This is a genomic window from Streptomyces sp. TOM-9 (assembly GCF_056858595.1).
In genome coordinates this window covers 7,345,181-7,361,525 of record NZ_JBXEQB010000001.1, presented here as the reverse complement: position 1 = coordinate 7,361,525, position 16,345 = coordinate 7,345,181, and the positions used below count along the sequence as shown (strand labels likewise).

At 72.9% G+C, this 16,345-nt stretch carries 11 protein-coding genes and 1 pseudogene; 5 read left to right on the top strand and 7 right to left on the bottom strand.

Going from position 1 to position 16,345, the window contains the following annotated elements:
* Positions 1 to 7 precede the first annotated feature (7 nt).
* From rhaS to AC1VWI_RS34095, 4 genes are all read right to left on the bottom strand, one after another.
* On the bottom strand, positions 8 to 1,093 hold the full coding sequence (gene rhaS / locus AC1VWI_RS34110; protein ID WP_499514863.1) for a rhamnose ABC transporter substrate-binding protein: 1,086 nt from the start codon (positions 1,091 to 1,093) through the stop codon (positions 8 to 10).
* A 107-nt stretch (positions 1,094 to 1,200) separates the two neighbouring features.
* The gene (locus tag AC1VWI_RS34105; protein WP_499514862.1) at positions 1,201 to 2,232 is read right to left on the bottom strand and encodes an ABC transporter permease; all 1,032 of its coding nucleotides are present in this window, start codon (positions 2,230 to 2,232) and stop codon (positions 1,201 to 1,203) included.
* On the bottom strand, positions 2,225 to 3,280 hold the full coding sequence (locus tag AC1VWI_RS34100) for an ABC transporter permease (protein ID WP_499514861.1): 1,056 nt from the start codon (positions 3,278 to 3,280) through the stop codon (positions 2,225 to 2,227). The genes AC1VWI_RS34105 and AC1VWI_RS34100 overlap by 8 nt, the downstream gene beginning before the upstream one ends.
* A complete protein-coding gene (locus AC1VWI_RS34095) occupies positions 3,277 to 4,797 on the bottom strand; it encodes a sugar ABC transporter ATP-binding protein (protein ID WP_499514860.1) in 1,521 nt (506 codons plus the stop codon). Before AC1VWI_RS34095 ends, AC1VWI_RS34100 begins: the two co-directional genes overlap by 4 nt.
* A 311-nt stretch (positions 4,798 to 5,108) precedes the next feature.
* Between AC1VWI_RS34095 and rhaI the strand changes: the two genes are divergently transcribed.
* The 3 genes from rhaI to AC1VWI_RS34080 all read left to right on the top strand — a co-directional run bounded on the left by rhaI (position 5,109) and on the right by AC1VWI_RS34080 (position 10,012).
* A complete protein-coding gene (gene rhaI / locus AC1VWI_RS34090; protein WP_499514859.1) occupies positions 5,109 to 6,275 on the top strand; it encodes an L-rhamnose isomerase in 1,167 nt (388 codons plus the stop codon).
* Positions 6,276 to 6,341: 66 nt separating this feature from the next.
* Entirely contained in the window at positions 6,342 to 8,387 is a 2,046-nt protein-coding gene (locus AC1VWI_RS34085; RefSeq protein WP_499514858.1) for a bifunctional aldolase/short-chain dehydrogenase, read from the top strand.
* A gap of 137 nt (positions 8,388 to 8,524) precedes the next feature.
* Positions 8,525 to 10,012, top strand: coding sequence for a rhamnulokinase (locus tag AC1VWI_RS34080; RefSeq protein WP_499514857.1), 1,488 nt, complete (start codon positions 8,525 to 8,527; stop codon positions 10,010 to 10,012).
* A gap of 92 nt (positions 10,013 to 10,104) precedes the next feature.
* Here the strand turns inward: AC1VWI_RS34080 and AC1VWI_RS34075 are convergent, their stop codons facing one another.
* Both AC1VWI_RS34075 and AC1VWI_RS34070 read right to left on the bottom strand, forming a co-directional pair.
* Entirely contained in the window at positions 10,105 to 10,959 is an 855-nt protein-coding gene (locus tag AC1VWI_RS34075) for an SCO4651 family lipoprotein (RefSeq protein ID WP_499514856.1), read from the bottom strand.
* 74 nt (positions 10,960 to 11,033) lie between these two features.
* Positions 11,034 to 11,537, bottom strand: coding sequence for a DinB family protein (locus tag AC1VWI_RS34070; RefSeq protein ID WP_499514855.1), 504 nt, complete (start codon positions 11,535 to 11,537; stop codon positions 11,034 to 11,036).
* A 7-nt stretch (positions 11,538 to 11,544) separates the two neighbouring features.
* Between AC1VWI_RS34070 and AC1VWI_RS34065 the strand changes: the two are divergent.
* Positions 11,545 to 12,654 (top strand): annotated as a pseudogene (locus AC1VWI_RS34065) (MFS transporter); the annotation flags it as partial.
* A gap of 109 nt (positions 12,655 to 12,763) precedes the next feature.
* Here AC1VWI_RS34065 and AC1VWI_RS34060 read toward each other — a convergent pair.
* On the bottom strand, positions 12,764 to 13,774 hold the full coding sequence (locus AC1VWI_RS34060) for a helix-turn-helix transcriptional regulator (protein WP_499514854.1): 1,011 nt from the start codon (positions 13,772 to 13,774) through the stop codon (positions 12,764 to 12,766).
* Positions 13,775 to 13,919: 145 nt separating this feature from the next.
* Here AC1VWI_RS34060 and AC1VWI_RS34055 point away from each other — a divergent pair, with 145 nt between their 5' ends.
* The gene (locus AC1VWI_RS34055; RefSeq protein WP_499514853.1) at positions 13,920 to 16,304 is read left to right on the top strand and encodes a SpoIIE family protein phosphatase; all 2,385 of its coding nucleotides are present in this window, start codon (positions 13,920 to 13,922) and stop codon (positions 16,302 to 16,304) included.
* Positions 16,305 to 16,345 lie beyond the last annotated feature (41 nt).

Sequence of the window (16,345 nt, the reverse complement as noted above, 5' to 3'; positions counted from 1 at the left end):
CCGGCTCTCAGAACTTGAACTGGTCGATGTTGTCCTTGGTGAACACGGTCGGCTTGCCGAGCACCACCACGCCGTCCTTGCCGATGGTGTAGCTGCCCAGGTCCCCGGCCTTGAAGGTCTGGCCCTCCGCACCGGAGATCTGGCCGGAGGACAGGGCGACCGCGGCGTACGAGGCGAGCGAGCCGAGCTTGGCCGGGTCCCACAGCTCGAAGGCCTCGACTGTGCCGTTCTTGACGTAGGCGCGCATGTCGTTGGGCGTGCCGAGGCCGGTCAGCTTGACCTTGCCCTTGTACTTGGAGCCCGCCAGGTACTGGGCGGCCGCCTTGATGCCCACCGTGGTCGGGGAGATGATGCCCTTCAGGTTGGGGTACTGCTGGAGCAGGCCCTGGGTCTGCTGGAAGGACTGCTGGGCGTCGTCGTTGCCGTAGGCGACCTTGACCAGCTTGACGTCCTTGTACTTGGGGTCCTTGAGCTCGTCCTTCATGAAGTCGATCCAGGTGTTCTGGTTCGTGGCGGTCTGCGCCGCCGAGAGGATCGCGATCTCGCCCTTGTAGCCGATCTGCTCGGCCAGCAGCTGCACCTCGGTGCGGCCCAGGTCCTCGGAGCTGGCCTGCGACACGAACAGGTCGCGGCACTCCGGCTTGGTGTCCGAGTCGTAGGTGACGACCTTGATGCCGTTCTTGCGGGCCTGGTTCAGCGAGGTGCACAGCGCGCCCGGGTCCTGCGCGGAGACGGCGATCGCGTCGACCTGCTGCTGCGTCAGGGTGTTGACGTAGCTCACCTGGCCGGCGGTGTCGGTGCCGTTGCTGGTGCCGACCTCCTTGTAGGTCGAGCCCAGCGCGTCCAGGGCCTGCTTGCCGCCGCCGTCGGCGATGGTGAAGTACGGGTTGTTGACCTGCTTGGGCAGGAAGGCGACGGTCAGGCCCTTCTTGGTCGCCGCGTTGGGGTCGGCCGACGCGGTCGCCTTGGCTCCGCCGCCGCTGTCCTTGGAGGAGTTCTTGGTGGTGCCGCCGCAGGCCGTGGCGCCGAGCGCGACGGCCGCGGTCACGGCGACGACGACGGTGGCACGACGGGTGAGGGTTCTGCTGGACATGGTGATCCTTTCGCCTCCGGAGCGGGTGCCGGAGTGAGGACGGGACGGGGTGCGGGTGGTGCGGGTGGTGGTGGTGCCGTGTGACGTGTGCGGGGGGAGGTGGGGGTTCATGAGGCGGCGAGCGCGGCCGGGGCCTCGTCGCCCGACCTCCTGCGCGCCCTGGCCTGCGAGACCTGACGGCCGATCCTCGGGGCGAGGACGGAGATCACCAGGAGCACGCCGGTGACGACGATCTGGGACTGGGCCGAGACGTTGAGCAGGCTCATGACGTTCTGGCCCGCGCCGAGCAGGAACACCCCGGCGATCGCGCCGCCCAGGGTGCCCTTCCCGCCGTCGAAGTCGATGCCGCCGAGCAGGACTCCGGCGATGACGGACAGCTCCAGACCGGTGGCGTTGTCGTAGCGCGCGCTGGCGTAGTGCAGGGCCCAGAAGATCCCGGTGAGGGAGGAGACCAGACCGGTCGTCACGAACATCGCCAGCTTCAGCCGCCGCACGCGCACACCGGCGAACCGGGCCGCCTCCTCCGAGGCGCCGACGGCGAACAGGGAACGTCCGAAGGGGGTCGCGTGGAGCACGAGGACGGCGATGAGCAGCAGTACGGCGAAGGGGATCGCCGCGTACGGGATGAAGGTGCCGTCGATCCGGCCGGCGCCGAAGTCGAGGTACTGCTGCGGGAAGTCGGTGACGGAGTCGGCGCCGAGCACGATCTGCGCGATGCCGCGGTAGGCGGCCAGCGTGCCGATGGTGACGGCGAGCGAGGGCAGGCCGAGCCGGGTCACGAGCAGGCCGTTGACCAGGCCGCACAGGGCGCCGAGGAGCAGGCAGAGCGGGATGATCGTCTCGATCGCCATGCCGCCGTTCCACAGCGCGCCCATCACGGCCCCGGACAGGCCGGCGGTGGAGCCGACGGACAGGTCGATCTCGCCGGAGACGACGAGCATGGTCATCGGCAGCGCGATGAGCGCGATCGGCAGGGTGTTGCCGATCAGGAAGGACACGTTCAGGGCGTTGCCGAAGTTGTCCACGAAGGAGAAGGAGCAGATCAGCAGGACGACGAGCAGGGCGCCGACCGCGGTGTCCCAGCGCACCGCGCCGCCGAGGCGGGCGAGCGGGGCGGGGGCCTTGGTGGTCTCAGGCATGGTGGGCACTCCTCATCTGTGCGGCCCGCTTGCGGAGGACGCCGGCCACCCGCAGCGCCACGATCCGGTCGACGGCGATGGCGAGCAGGAGCAGGACGCCGTCGATGGCCAGCACCCACACCGAGCTGACGCCGATGGAGGGCAGGACGCTGTTGATCGAGGTCAGCAGCAGGGCGCCGAGCGCGGCGCCGTACACGGTGCCGGAGCCGCCGGTGAAGGCGACGCCGCCGACCACCACGGCGCTGACGACGGTCAGTTCGTAGCCGTTGCCGGTGCCGGAGTCGACGTTGCCGAACCGGGCGAGGTAGAGCGCGCCGGCGAGTCCGGCGAGCGCCCCGCACACCACGTACGCGGTAAGGATCCGCTTGCGGACCGGCACGCCGGCCAGCCGGGCGGCCTCCGGGCTGGAGCCGAGCGCGTACAGGTCGCGGCCGCCGCGGTAGCTGCGCAGGTAGTAGCCGACCGCGACCAGCACCGCGAGCGTCAGGAGCGCGAGGTAGGGGATCACCGACAGGCCGTCGTGACCGAAGTCCACGAAGCTCGCCGGCAGGTCGCCCGCGGTGATCTGACGGGATCCGACCCAGATGGAGTCGATGCCTCGGATGATGTAGAGCGTGCCCAGCGTCACCACGAGGGCGGGGACCTGACCCAGGCTCACCAGCAGGCCGTTGAGCAGGCCGAAGAGCACGCCGAGCGCGACCGCGATGAGCACGGCGACCAGCGGGTTGCCGCCGCCGTGCAGGTAGGTGCCGGCTGCGAAGGCCGAGATGCCGAGCACCGAGCCGACCGACAGGTCGACGTTGCGGGTGATGACGACCATGGCCTGGCCGATGGCGACCAGCACGAGGATGGTGGCGTTCAGCAGGAGGTCCTTGACGCCCTGCTGGGACAGGAACTCGCTGTTGTAGACCTGGGTCGCGGCCAGCATGACCACGAGCACGGCGAGCACGGCGAGCGCCCGCAGTTTCAGCACCCGGTCCAGGAAGCGGCGGGACGCGGTCGGTTCGTCCGCGGCGATCTGCTGCGGGGTGTCGGCGGTCACGGTCACGCCGCCCTCCTCACGCGGCCGGTGGCCGCCGCCATCACGGATTCCTCGGTCGCCTCCGACCGGGGGATCTCGGCCGTCAGTCGTCCCTCGTGCATCACCAGGACGCGGTCCGCCATACCGAGGATCTCCGGCAGGTCGGAGGAGATCATCAGTACGGCCACGCCCTCGGACGCGAGCCGCGACAGCAGCCGGTGCACCTCGGCCTTGGTGCCGACGTCGATGCCGCGCGTGGGCTCGTCGACGATCAGCACCCCGGGCGCGGTGGCGAGCCACTTGGCGAGGACGACCTTCTGCTGGTTGCCGCCCGAGAGCGTGCCGACGACGTCGGCCAGCCGGGCGTACTTGACCTGGAGCCGGACGGCCCAGTCCAGCGCGCGGCTGCGCTCGGCGCCACGGCTCATCAGACCGCCCTTGGTGGTGGCGGCGAAGCCGGTGAGGCCGATGTTGCGCTCGATGGACATGTCCATCACCAGGCCCTGGGCCCGGCGGTCCTCGGGGACCAGCGCGATCCCCGCGGCCATGGCCAGGCTCGGCGCGCCGCCGCGCAGCGGCTTGCCGTCGACGACGACCTCCCCGGCGTCCCTGCGGTCCACGCCGAAGATCGCCCGGGCGACCTCGCTGCGCCCGGCGCCGACGAGGCCGGCCAGGCCCACGATCTCGCCGCGGCGCACCTCGAAGGAGACGTCGGTGAAGACGCCTTCGCGGGTGAGCCGGCGCACGCTGAGGGCGACCTCGCCGATCTCGGCGTCCTGCTTGGGGTAGAGCTCGTCCAGGTCGCGGCCGACCATGCGGCGCACCAGGTCGTCCTCGGTGAGCCCGTCGAGGGGCTCGCTGGCGATCCACGCGCCGTCCCGCAGGGTGGTGACCCGCTGGCAGAGGGCGAAGATCTCCTCGAGGCGGTGGGAGATGAAGAGCACCGCGGCGCCCTGCTCTCGCAGGGACTTGACGACGCCGAAGAGGCGGGCGACCTCACTGCCGGTGAGCGCGGCGGTCGGCTCGTCCATGATCAGGACGCGGGCGTCGAAGGAGAGCGCCTTGGCGATCTCCACCAACTGCTGGTCGGCGATGGACAGTCCGCGCGCCGGCTGTTCCGGGTCGAGGTCCACGCCGAGGCGGCGGAAGAGATCGGCCGCGGCGTCGCGCACGGCCTTGTGGTCGACCCTGCCCAGCGAACGGCGGGGCTGGCGGCCGACGAAGATGTTCTCGGCCACCGACAGGTCGGGGAAGAGCGTCGGCTCCTGGTAGATGACGGCGACCCCCGCGTCACGGGCGTCCCCCGGGCCGTGGAACTCCACGGGCCGGCCGTCGAGCAGCACCGTGCCGGTGTCCGGGCGGTGCACACCCGCGAGGGTCTTGATCAGTGTCGACTTGCCGGCGCCGTTCTCGCCCGCCAGGGCATGGGCCTCGCCGGCGTGCAGCCGGAGCGATACACCGCGCAGAGCGCGAACGGCACCGAAGGACTTGCTCACCCCCTCGAGCGCGAGCACCGGAGTGGTCTCCGGTTCGGGGTGCGTCATTGCGCCCTCCTGCTATGAAATGTTTCAACGGAGTTGCCGGGAAGCTAGCCCCGCCCTGCGAAAGCGTCAAGAGCCGCCGCCTCCCCCGCCTGACCTGCACCCTCGCGAAACCCGCAGGTAACAGGCCCGACAATGCCGCACGAACAGCAACAACGCGCTTTTGCGGCAGGGATGACACGATTCAATAACGGGGATCGAGACCGGTAGACCTCTTGACGGCCACCGGTGGACGTGGATAGCTTCACAGGCGAATGAATCGATTCACTGAAGCCGGTTCACTGAGCCGATTCACCGAGCCATCCGAGGTGGACATGCCTGACATCGCAGCCGTCAAGGCCGCACTCACAGCCCAGCGGATCGAGACGCCGTCCTGGGGTTACGGCAATTCCGGCACCCGTTTCAAGGTCTTCGCCCAGGCCGGGGTGCCCCGTGACCCGTACGAGAAGCTCGACGACGCTGCGAAGGTGCACGAGTTCACCGGCGTCGCCCCCAAGGTGGCCCTGCACATCCCCTGGGACCGGGTGGACGACTACACCGCGCTCGGCGCCCACGCCAAGGAGCGCGGCCTGGAGTTGGGCGCGATCAACTCCAACGTCTTCCAGGACGACGACTACAAGCTCGGCAGCGTGTGCCACCCCGACCCCCGGGTCCGCCGCAAGGCCACGGACCACCTGCTGGAGTGCGTCGACATCATGGACGCCACCGGCTCCGCCGACCTCAAGCTCTGGTTCTCCGACGGCACCAACTACCCCGGCCAGGACGACATCGTGGGCCGCCAGGAGCGTCTCGCCGAGGCCCTCACCGAGGTCTACGAGCGGCTCGGCGACGACCAGCGGATGCTGCTGGAGTACAAGCTCTTCGAGCCGGCGTTCTACACCACCGACGTCCCGGACTGGGGCACCGCCTACGCGCACTGCCTCAAGCTCGGCCCCAAGGCGCAGGTCGTCGTCGACACCGGCCACCACGCGCCGGGCACCAACATCGAGTTCATCGTCGCCTTCCTGCTCAGCCAGGGGAAGCTCGGCGGATTCGACTTCAACTCCCGCTTCTACGCCGACGACGACCTGATGGTCGGTGCCGCCGACCCCTTCCAGCTCTTCCGGATCCTGCACGAGGTCGCGAAGAACGGCGGCCTCGACGCGGCGACCGGCGTGGCCTTCATGCTCGACCAGTGCCACAACATCGAGGCCAAGATCCCCGCGGTCATCCGCTCGGTGATGAACGTCCAGGAGGCCACCGCCAAGGCCCTCCTGGTGGACCTCGACGCCCTGGGCGAGGCACAGCGCTCCGGTGACGTCCTCGCCGCCAACGCCGCGCTCATGGACGCGTACAACACCGACGTGCGCCCGCTGCTGCGCGAGGTGCGCGAGGAGCGCGGCCTGGCCCCCGACCCCGTCGCCGCGTACCACGCCTCCGGCTGGCAGGAGCACATCGTGGCCGACCGCGTCGGCGGCACCCAGGCCGGCTGGGGCGCGTAGGCCCTGCCGGCCTGACGCCCGTCCTCCCCGCCCCTCCTCGTTCCTCCCCTCCCGAAGGACACCCCCATGGCACCCGCCACCCATCCGGAAGTCGCCGCGCTGCTGGAGCGCGCCCACCGCCTGGGCGCCGACCCGCGCAACACCAACTACGCCGGCGGCAACGCCTCCGCCAAGGCCACCGCCACCGACCCCGTCACCGGCGGGGCCGTGGACCTGATGTGGGTCAAGGGCTCGGGCGGCGACCTGGGCACGCTCACCGAGGCCGGCCTCGCCGTCCTGCGCCTGGACCGGCTGCGCGCCCTGACCGCCGTCTACCCCGGCCCCGAGCGCGAGGACGAGATGGTCGCGGCGTTCGACTACTGCCTGCACGGCAAGGGCGGCGCCGCTCCCTCCATCGACACGGCCATGCACGGCCTCGTCGACGCCGCCCACGTCGACCACCTGCACCCCGACTCGGGCATCGCGCTGGCCTGCGCCGCCGACGGCGAGAAGCTCACCCAGGAGTGCTTCGGCGACAAGGTCGCCTGGGTGCCGTGGCGCCGCCCCGGCTTCCAGCTGGGCCTCGACATCGCCGCCATCAAGGAGGCCAACCCGCAGGCCGTCGGCGTGGTCCTCGGCGGTCACGGCATCACCGCCTGGGGCGAGACCTCCGAGGAGTGCGAGCGCAACGCCCTGTGGATCATCCGCACCGCCGAGGAGTTCCTGGAACGCCACGGCAAGCAGGACCCGTTCGGCGCCCCGCTGCCGGGCTGGGAGCCGCTGCCGGAGGCCGGGCGCCGGGCCCGGGCCGCCGCCCTCGCCCCGGTCCTGCGGGCGATCGCCTCCCAGGACCGCCCGCAGGTCGGCCACTTCACCGACTCCGCGCCCGTCCTGGACTTCCTCGCGCACGCGGAGCACCCCCGGCTGGCCGCGCTCGGCACCTCCTGCCCCGACCACTTCCTGCGCACCAAGGTCCGCCCGCTCGTCCTCGACCTGCCCCCCACCGCGCCGCTCGAGGACGCCGTGGCCCGCCTGGAGGAGCTGCACGCCGCCTACCGCGCCGACTACCAGGCGTACTACGACCGGCACGCCACCGCGGACTCCCCCGCCATCCGCGGCGCCGACCCGGCGATCGTCCTCGTCCCGGGCGTCGGCATGTTCAGCTACGGCAAGGACAAGCAGACCGCCCGCGTGGCGGGCGAGTTCTACGTCAACGCGATCAACGTGATGCGCGGCGCCGAGGCGGTCTCCGCGTACGCCCCCATCGACGAGGCGGAGAAGTTCCGCATCGAGTACTGGGCGCTGGAGGAGGCCAAGCTCCAGCGGATGCCGAAGCCCAAGCCGCTGGCCACCCGCATCGCCCTGGTCACCGGGGCCGGTTCGGGCATCGGCAAGGCCATCGCGCACCGCCTCGTGGCGGAAGGCGCCTGCGTGGTCGTCGCCGACCTCAACGCGGAGAACGCCCGGGCCGTCGCCGAGCAGCTGGGCGGCCCGGACCGCGCGGTCGCGGTCACCGTGGACGTCACCAGCGAGGAGGCCATCCGGGCCGCCTTCGACGAGGCCCTGCTGGCCTTCGGCGGCGTGGACCTGGTGGTCAACAACGCGGGCATCTCCATCTCCAAGCCGCTGCTGGAGACCACCGCCCGCGACTGGGACCTCCAGCACGACATCATGGCCCGCGGCTCCTTCCTCGTCTCCCGCGAGGCGGCCCGGGTGCTCATCGCGCAGAAGCTCGGCGGCGACATCGTCTACATCGCCTCCAAGAACGCGGTCTTCGCCGGGCCCAACAACATCGCCTACTCCGCCACCAAGGCGGACCAGGCGCACCAGGTCCGGCTGCTGGCGGCCGAGCTCGGCGAGCACGGCATCCGCGTCAACGGCGTCAACCCCGACGGGGTCGTCCGCGGCTCGGGCATCTTCTCCTCCGGCTGGGGCGCCCAGCGCGCCGCGACGTACGGGGTGCCGGAGGAGAAGCTGGGCGAGTTCTACGCCCAGCGCACCATCCTCAAGCGCGAGGTGCTCCCCGAGCACGTCGCCAACGCGGTCTTCGCCCTGACCGGCGGGGAACTGACGCACACCACGGGTCTGCACGTCCCGGTCGACGCCGGCGTGGCCGCGGCGTTCCTGCGCTGACGCCGACCGCACCGCGCGGGGGAGCCGGCCGACCGGCTCCCCCGCACCCGTACGACCCACCGACCCCCGCGGCGCGCCGCACCGCACCGACCGCACCCGTCGCTCCGACCCGAACGACCAGAACACGAGGGGCCCACGTGCCATTCGCCGCCATCGACCTCGGCGCCACCAGCGGCCGCGTCATCCTCGGCCGGGTGGGCCCGGACCACCTCGTCCTCGACGAGGTGCACCGCTTCGCCAACACCCCCGTACGGCTGCCCACCGGGCTCCACTGGGACGTCCTCGCCCTGTTCCGGGAGAGCCTGGACGGCCTGCGCCTGGCGGCGCGGGCCGGGGACGGCGTCACGTCGGTCGGCATCGACAGCTGGGCGGTGGACTACGGACTGCTCGACGCGGACGGCGCCCTGCTGGGGATCCCCCACCACTACCGCGACAGCCGCACGGAGCACGTCGCCGAGCGGGTCAGGGACGACGTCGGCGCGCAGGAGCTGTACGCGGTCACCGGGCTGCAGCACCTGCCCTTCAACACGGTCTTCCAGCTGGCGGCGGCCCGCGACGGCGCGCAGTTCGCGGCCGCGAGGACGCTGCTGATGATCCCGGACCTGCTCACCCACTGGCTCACCGGCGGCATCGGCGCCGAGGAGACCAACGCCTCCACCACCGGCCTCTTCGACGCGCGCACCGCGACCTGGGCGGAGGAACTCCCCGGCCGGCTCGGCATCGAGCCGCGCCTGCTGCCGCCGCTGCGCCGCCCGGGCACCCACGCGGGCACGCTCCTGCCCCACGTGGCCGCGTACACGGGGCTGCCGGCCGACACCGCCGTCGTCACCGTGGCCTCGCACGACACCGCCTCTGCGGTGGCCGCGGTCCCGGCCACCGGGCCGCACTTCGCGTACATCTCGTGCGGCACCTGGTCACTGGCGGGACTGGAGCTGGACGCCCCGGTGCTCACGGAGGCCTCGCGGCTGGCCAACTTCACCAACGAGCGCGGCGTCGACGGCACCATCCGCTACCTGCGCAACATCATGGGCATGTGGCTGCTGGAGGAGTGCCGCCGCACCTGGGAGCAGCAGCAGGAGGGCCTGCCCCTGCAGGAACTGCTCGCCGCGGCGGCCGCCGCGGAGCCCTTCGCCGCCCTCATCGACCCGGACGACCCGCTCTTCCTGGCGCCCGGTGACATGCCCGCCCGGATCCGCGCCTTCTGCGCCGGGACCGGCCAGAAGCAGCCGGCGTCGCACGGCGCGGTCGTTCGCTGCATCCTGGAGAGCCTCGCCCTCGCCCACCGCCGCACCCTCCGCGAGGCGGCCGAGCTCGCCGGCCGGGAGATCCACCGCGTCCACCTGGTCGGCGGCGGCTCCCGCAACGAACTGCTGTGCCGCTTCACCGCCGACGCCACCGGGCTCCCGGTCGTCGCCGGCCCCACCGAGGCCACGGCCCTGGGCAACATCCTCGTCCAGGCCCGCGCCGCCGGCGCGTTCGGCGACTGCCCCGACGGCCTGGCGGCGATGCGGGCGCTGGTCGCGGCCACCCAGCCGCTGCGGACGTACGAGCCGGCCGCGGACGGCCGGGCCTGGGACGCGGCGGCCGCGCGACTGGCCGCGCTCGCGGCGGAGCGGCGACCCTGAGGGGCGCTGCGCCGCTCGGCCCGCCCCGGATCCATCTGCCTGATGGCGCGACCCGGGGCGGTGGGAGGGGACTTCGGCGGCCGTCGGGTTCCTCAGCCCTGCTGCTGCGAGGGGAACTGCGAGCTGAAGTCGGCCGTGTCGGAAGCCGGGGGCGCGGTGACGGCCTTGGTTCCGCCGAACTTGAGGAAGTCGATGGTCACCTTCGCCTTGCCCATGACCTGGACCATGCGGACCGGCAGGTCCTTGCCGTCCACCCAGACGTCGATGGTGATCTCGTCCACCGGCCCGGTGGCGGAGTTGAAGATGCTCTTCTCCTCGGAGGGCGAGAGGGACTTCCCCAGCTTGCCCAGTCGGCTCTTGTCGAGGGTCGCCCGGTAGTGACGGGCCTCGCGGCCGCGGATCGTCTGCTCCCCGAGGTCCTCGACGTCCTCGGTCAGCTCGATGTAGCGCAGCCCCGCTGTCGGGTCCCCGCCCTTCGCGACCGCGGCGGCGCCCTCCTTGCCGAGGACGGCGGAGACGTCGACGCGCAGCCAGTGCTTGCCCTTCAGCAGGCCGGCGGGCTGCGGGTCGACGTTGTAGTAGTAGGCGCCGTCCACCATCAGCGCCCGCAGCTGCGGGTCGTCCTGCAGCGGCTGCATCTGCGCCGCCGAGGTGTCCATCATGACGTCGTAGGCGACGCCCTTGCCCCAGGAGTAGGTCCCCTTCATCGTGATGGGGCTGCCCTGACCCAGGTAGGTCGACATGTCGACCTCGGCCGAACCGGTCTTCTCCGTGTGGCTGCTGACGCGGGCGAGGATCCGGGCGATCGAGTCCGTCGTGCCCACCGCGTCCGCCGTGTCACGCGCGGCGCTGCAGCCCGCCGTCGCGGTCAGCGCGACGGCGGCGGCCCCCACCGTGGCGGCGACGCGTATCCGCCGCTTCTCCCTCGTGTCCTTCGTCTCGTTCATGCTGCCCACCCCTGGGTCGTTCGTGGTCGATCTTGTGTGTTCGCTGTGGAACGTATCGCGGAGGACTGACACCGCTAGACGCCGGTCGTGCCGTCGACCAGTTCCCGCAGGAGGTCGAGGTGGCCGTTGTGGCGGGAGGTCTCCTCGACGAGGTGCAGCAGGATCCAGCGCAGGTTGGGGTGGCGGCCGTCGCGGATGGGGCGCTTGGCGACGGCGTCCAGGTCGAGCCCGGCGACGAGCTCACGGTAGCGGGCGGTGTGCGCCTCGTAGTCCGCCAGCAGGTCGGCGAGGGGGAGGTCCACGGCGATCCGCATCTCGCGGTCGGGGTCCTCCTCCGTCCAGGGGCCCTCGTCCTCGCCCCCGAGGAACACCACCTCGAACCAGTAGTACTCGACCCAGCGGAGGTGGTTGACCAGTCCGCTGAGCGTCATCAGCGGCGAACCCGGGAGCGGGGCGCTGCGGGCGTGCTCGGGCGTGACGCCCTCGCACTTGGCGCGGGCGGTGTCGCGGGCGTAGTCGAGGAGGGTCGTCAGCGCGGAGCGCTCGTCCCATGCGGTGGGTGTGTCTGTTCGTGTCATCGGCGGAATGCTGTCGGGAACGACGGCGGCCCGTCCACCGATTAACCCGGGCCGCCCCGCCACACCCCCTGACAGCAGACGTCAGCGGAGAGCCGGACCATCGTTCCCCGTGACCACCACCGGACGAACGCAACGTCTCCTCCTGCCCGCCGTGTTCATCACGTCCCTGGGCAACAACATCCAGCTCATCGCCGCGGCCCTGCTGATGGTGCGCGCCCAGGGCTCGCTGCTCGACGTGGGCTGGCTCTTCATCGCCGTCGCCGTCCCCCAGGCCGTGCTGTCGCCGTTGTTCGGCCGGGTCGCCGACCGCTTCGACCGGCGGGCGCTGTGGGCGGGCTGCGACCTGCTCAGCGCCGCCGTGGCCCTGGTGCCTGCGCTGGGTACGGTCCTGGGCTGGCCGCGGGGGGCGGTCGTCTACGGCAGCAACTTCGCGCTGGCCGTGACGGCCGCGCTCTTCGTGCCGGTGAGCGCGGCGTTGATCAAGGAGCGGGTGCCCGCGGGGCGGCTGCGGCGGTTCAACGCCCACTACGAGATGGCGTTGCAGAGCGGAATGCTGCTGTCGGCGGCGGTGGGCGGTCTCGCGCTGCAGTTCGCCGGCCCTGCCCCGCTGTTCGTGTTCAACGCGGCGACCTTCGTGGCCTCCGCGGTCCTCGTCCTGGCGACCGGCCGCGGGGCGGGCAAGCCCGTCGCTTCGGGCACCGCCGCCTCGGCCGCGGTGCGGCCGGTGCCGTCGCGGGCGCCGCTCGGCCCGCTGGTCCTGCTGTACGCCCAGGGCAGCGTGGTGGTGACCGTCTTCAACGCCCTGATGCCGGTGCTGGTCATCGCCGGGCTGCACCGGGGCGCCGCCGTCGTCGGTGCGGTGGACGCGCTCGGCGGTGCGGGCTTCCTGCTCGCGGCGGCCGCGTACCGGCGGACGGGGGCCCGGCTGGGGGACCTTCGGCTCGCGCTCACCGGTTTCGCGCTCTGCGCCGTGCTGTTCGCGCTGCAGCCCCGGTTCGGGGTGACGGGGCTGCTGCTGCTCGTGCCGGCCGGGGCCTTCGTCTTCGGGCAGGCGCGCATCGCCTCGCGGACGCTGTTGATGGCCGCGGTCGACGAGGGCCGCGTGGGGCGGGCCTTCGGGACGGCGAACGCGTACGGGCTCGCCGCGACCGTGGCCGTGATGCTCGGGACCTCGGCGGTCACCGCCCGCGCCGGGCTGCTGACCGGCTTCGCGGCCGTCGCCGGTCTCAGCGCGGTGGCGGCCGCAGGGGCGGCGGTGTGGATCGCGGCGGCCCGTAGAGGGCGGCCAGCGCCCGCGCCGACTCCGCCAGCATCTCCCGCAGCGGAGCCGGCGCAAGGACTTCGAGGTCCGCGCCGAGCCTGAGGAACTCACCGTGCGCGTGCGCGACCGACTCGATGGGCACGCGGGCGCGGAGCCAGCCGTCCGGCTCCCGCTCGCCGTCCTCGGCCACCGCCCGGGCCACGGGGCGCGACAGCAGCGCGGGCAGCCGCTCGGCACCGCGCGGTGACACCCGGATCAGGGCCTCGTCCCGGTGGAGCCGCGCGTGGAACCCGGCGAGGTACTCCCGCCAGTACGCGGCGAGGTCGAAGCCGGGCGGGGTCGCGAACGTCTCGTCGAGGGCGCGCACCTCGAGCATCTGGTCGACCCGGTAGGTGCGCGGGTCGCTCCCGTCGTGGGCGACCACGTACCAGCGGCCCGCCTTGAGCACCAGGCCGTACGGTTCGAGTCTGCGGTCGGTCTCGGCGGGCTCGCGCCAGCGGCGGTACCGCACCCGTACGGCCTGCCGGTTCCACACGGCGTCGGCCACCACGGGCAGGTGCGGCACCTGCTCCTCGGAGCTGTACCAGCCGGGCGCGTCCAGCAGGAACCGCCCCCGCACCCGCTCCGCCCGTTCCCGCAGCGCCGGCGGCAGCGCGGCGCTGAACTTCAGCCGGGCCGCAGCCGCGGCCTCCCCGAGCCCCAGCTGCGCGGCCGGATCGGGCAGGGCGGCCAGGAACCACGCCTGCGTCTCGTCGGCGGTCAGGCCCGTCAGCCGGGTGCGGTAGCCGTCGAGCAGCCGGTAGCCGCCCTCGTGCCCGGCGTCGCCGTACAGCGGGATGCCCGCCTCGTGCAGCGACTGCACGTCGCGGTAGATCGTCCGTACGGACACCTCCAGCTCCGCCGCCAGCTCCGCGGCGGTCATCCGCCCCCGCGACTGGAGGAGCAGGAGGAGGGAGACCAGCCGGCTCGCGCGCATGGCGGCAGTATCGCCGCCGCCACCGACAGTGGCCGCAGGCCACCGTCACCTCGGCCGCGGGGGCGGCCCCGGCCGATTTGATGGTGCCCGGCGGAGCGCGCACCCTGGGGAGGTAGGGACTGCGACGGGTGTGTGATCGCCGACGATGAACACGAGTGACCCCGGGGACCCGGCCGCCACGGCCGTGGTCACCGTCAGCGCGCGGGGGGTGGTCACGGGATGGAGCGCGGGGGCACGACGGCTGCTCGGACACGCGGCGGCGGAAGCCGTGGGACGGCCCCTCGCCGAGGTGTTCGGTGCGCAGGCGCAGGCGATCGCGCTCGACCGGGAGTGGCGCGGCCGGGTGCGGGCGCACCGGCGGGACGGGCGGGAACTCGACCTCGACGTACGGGTCTCCCCCGCGCTGGACGCCGACGAACGGCCCGGCGGCTGTGTCGTGACGGCCTCCCGCACCGACCCGGACACCGCGCTCCTGCTGTGGGCCTTCCAGCAGTCGTCCGTCGCCATGGCCACGTACGACACCGGGCTGCGCTACCACCGGGTCAACGACGCCGCGGCGGACATGATCGGTGTCCCGGCGGCGGACCTGACCGGCCGGCCGTTCTCCGGGGCGCTCCTGGACGACGAGGGTCGCCGCGGGTTCAACGCCCACCTGCGGCAGGTCGCGGAGACCGGGCGGCCGGCGCACTACGAGAGCCCCGCCGCCGCCGGGGCCACGGTCGGCGACCGGGCGTGGAGCACCGAGATGTGGCCGGTGCGGGACACGCAGGGCCGGATCCGGGGCGTGGCGAGCGCGGCGTTCGACAGCACCGAGCAGTTCCGGGGGCGCCGGCGGCTGGCCCTGCTGAACGAGGCCGGCGCGCGGCTCGGCACGACACTGGACGTGGTGCACACCGCCGACGAGCTCGCGGAGCTGGCCGTGCCGCGCTTCGCCGACTTCGCCAGCGTGGACCTGCTGGACTCGGTGCTGCACGGCGAGGAGCCCCCGCCGGGACCGCCCGGCCTCGGCGTGGAGCTGCGCCGGGTCGCCCACCGCACCGCGTCGGGCCGTGCCCCGGACGCGGCCGTCGACCTCGGCGAGCTCGACGTCTACCCGGAGTTCTCCCCGCCGTCCCGGGCCCTGGCGACCGGCCGGCCCGTGCTCAGCCGGCTGGGACACCCGGACTTCACGCTGTGGCTGGCGCAGAACAGCCTGCGGGACGCCAAGGTCCAGGAGTACGGCATCCATTCGGTGCTGGCGGTGCCGTTGCGGGCGCGCGGCATCACCCTCGGGGTGGCGGTGTTCATCCGCTGGGCGCGGCCGGAGTTGTTCACCGAGGACGACCTGACGCTGACCGAGGAGCTCGCCGGGCGGGCCGCGGTGTGCGTCGACAACGCCCGCCGCTTCACGCGGGAGCACTCCACGGCACTGACCCTCCAGCGCAGTCTGCTGCCGCTGCGGCTGCGCGAGCAGGCCGCGGTGGAGGTCGCCTCGCGCTACCTGCCGGCCGGGGCCCGGGCGGGGGTCGGCGGCGACTGGTTCGACGTCATCCCGCTGTCCGGCACGCGGGTGGGCCTGGTCGTGGGCGACGTCGTGGGCCACGGCATCCACGCCTCGGCGACGATGGGCCGGCTACGGACGGCGGTGCGCACCCTCGCGGACGTGGACCTGGCGCCGGACGAGCTGCTGACCCACCTCGACGACCTCGTCTCGCACCTGGACCCCGAGGACGGCCACGGCCGGGAGGTGTCGCCCGCCGAGACCAGCGGCGAGCTGGGCGCGACCTGCCTGGTCGCCGTGTACGACCCGATCGCGCGCCGCTGCTCCCTCGCCAGCGCCGGGCACCCGCCGCCCGCCGTGCGCTTCCCCGACGGCAAGGTCGAGATGGTCCCGATGTCCGCGGGCCCGCCGCTGGGCGTCGGGGGACTGCCGTTCGAGGCGGTCGAGCTGGAGCTGCCGGCGGGCAGCATGCTCGCGCTCTACACCGACGGCCTGGTCAAGAGCCGGGACTTCGACCTGGACGCCGGCCTGGCGCGGCTGCGCGCCGCGCTGGCCGCCCCGGCCCCGACGATGGAGGCGGCCTGCGACACCGTCCTGAAGACCCTCCCGTCGGACCGTCCGGTCGACGACGTCGCGCTGCTGCTCGTCCGTACCCGGGCGCTCGACGACGGCCAGGTCGCGGTGTGGGACCTGCCCGGCGACCCCGCGCACGTCGCGGACGCCCGGCAGGCGGTGGCGGAGCGGCTGGTCGCCTGGGGCCTGGAGGACGCGGTGTTCGTCACCGAGCTGGTGGTGAGCGAGCTGGTCACCAACGCCATCCGGTACGGCGCGCCGCCGATCCAGCTGCGGCTCATCCGCGACCGCACCCTGATCTGCGAGGTGTCCGACGGCAGCAGCACCGCCCCGCATCTGCGGCGTGCCCTGTCCGACGACGAGGGCGGCCGCGGGCTGCTGCTGGTGGCGCAGTTGAGCCAGGCCTGGGGCACCCGGCAGACCTCCGCCGGCAAGACCATCTGGGCCGAACAGGCGTTTCCCCCGGCCGGGCGATGAGCGGCGGCACGTCCGGGCTCCCCGCGTCGCGCCGACCCTGA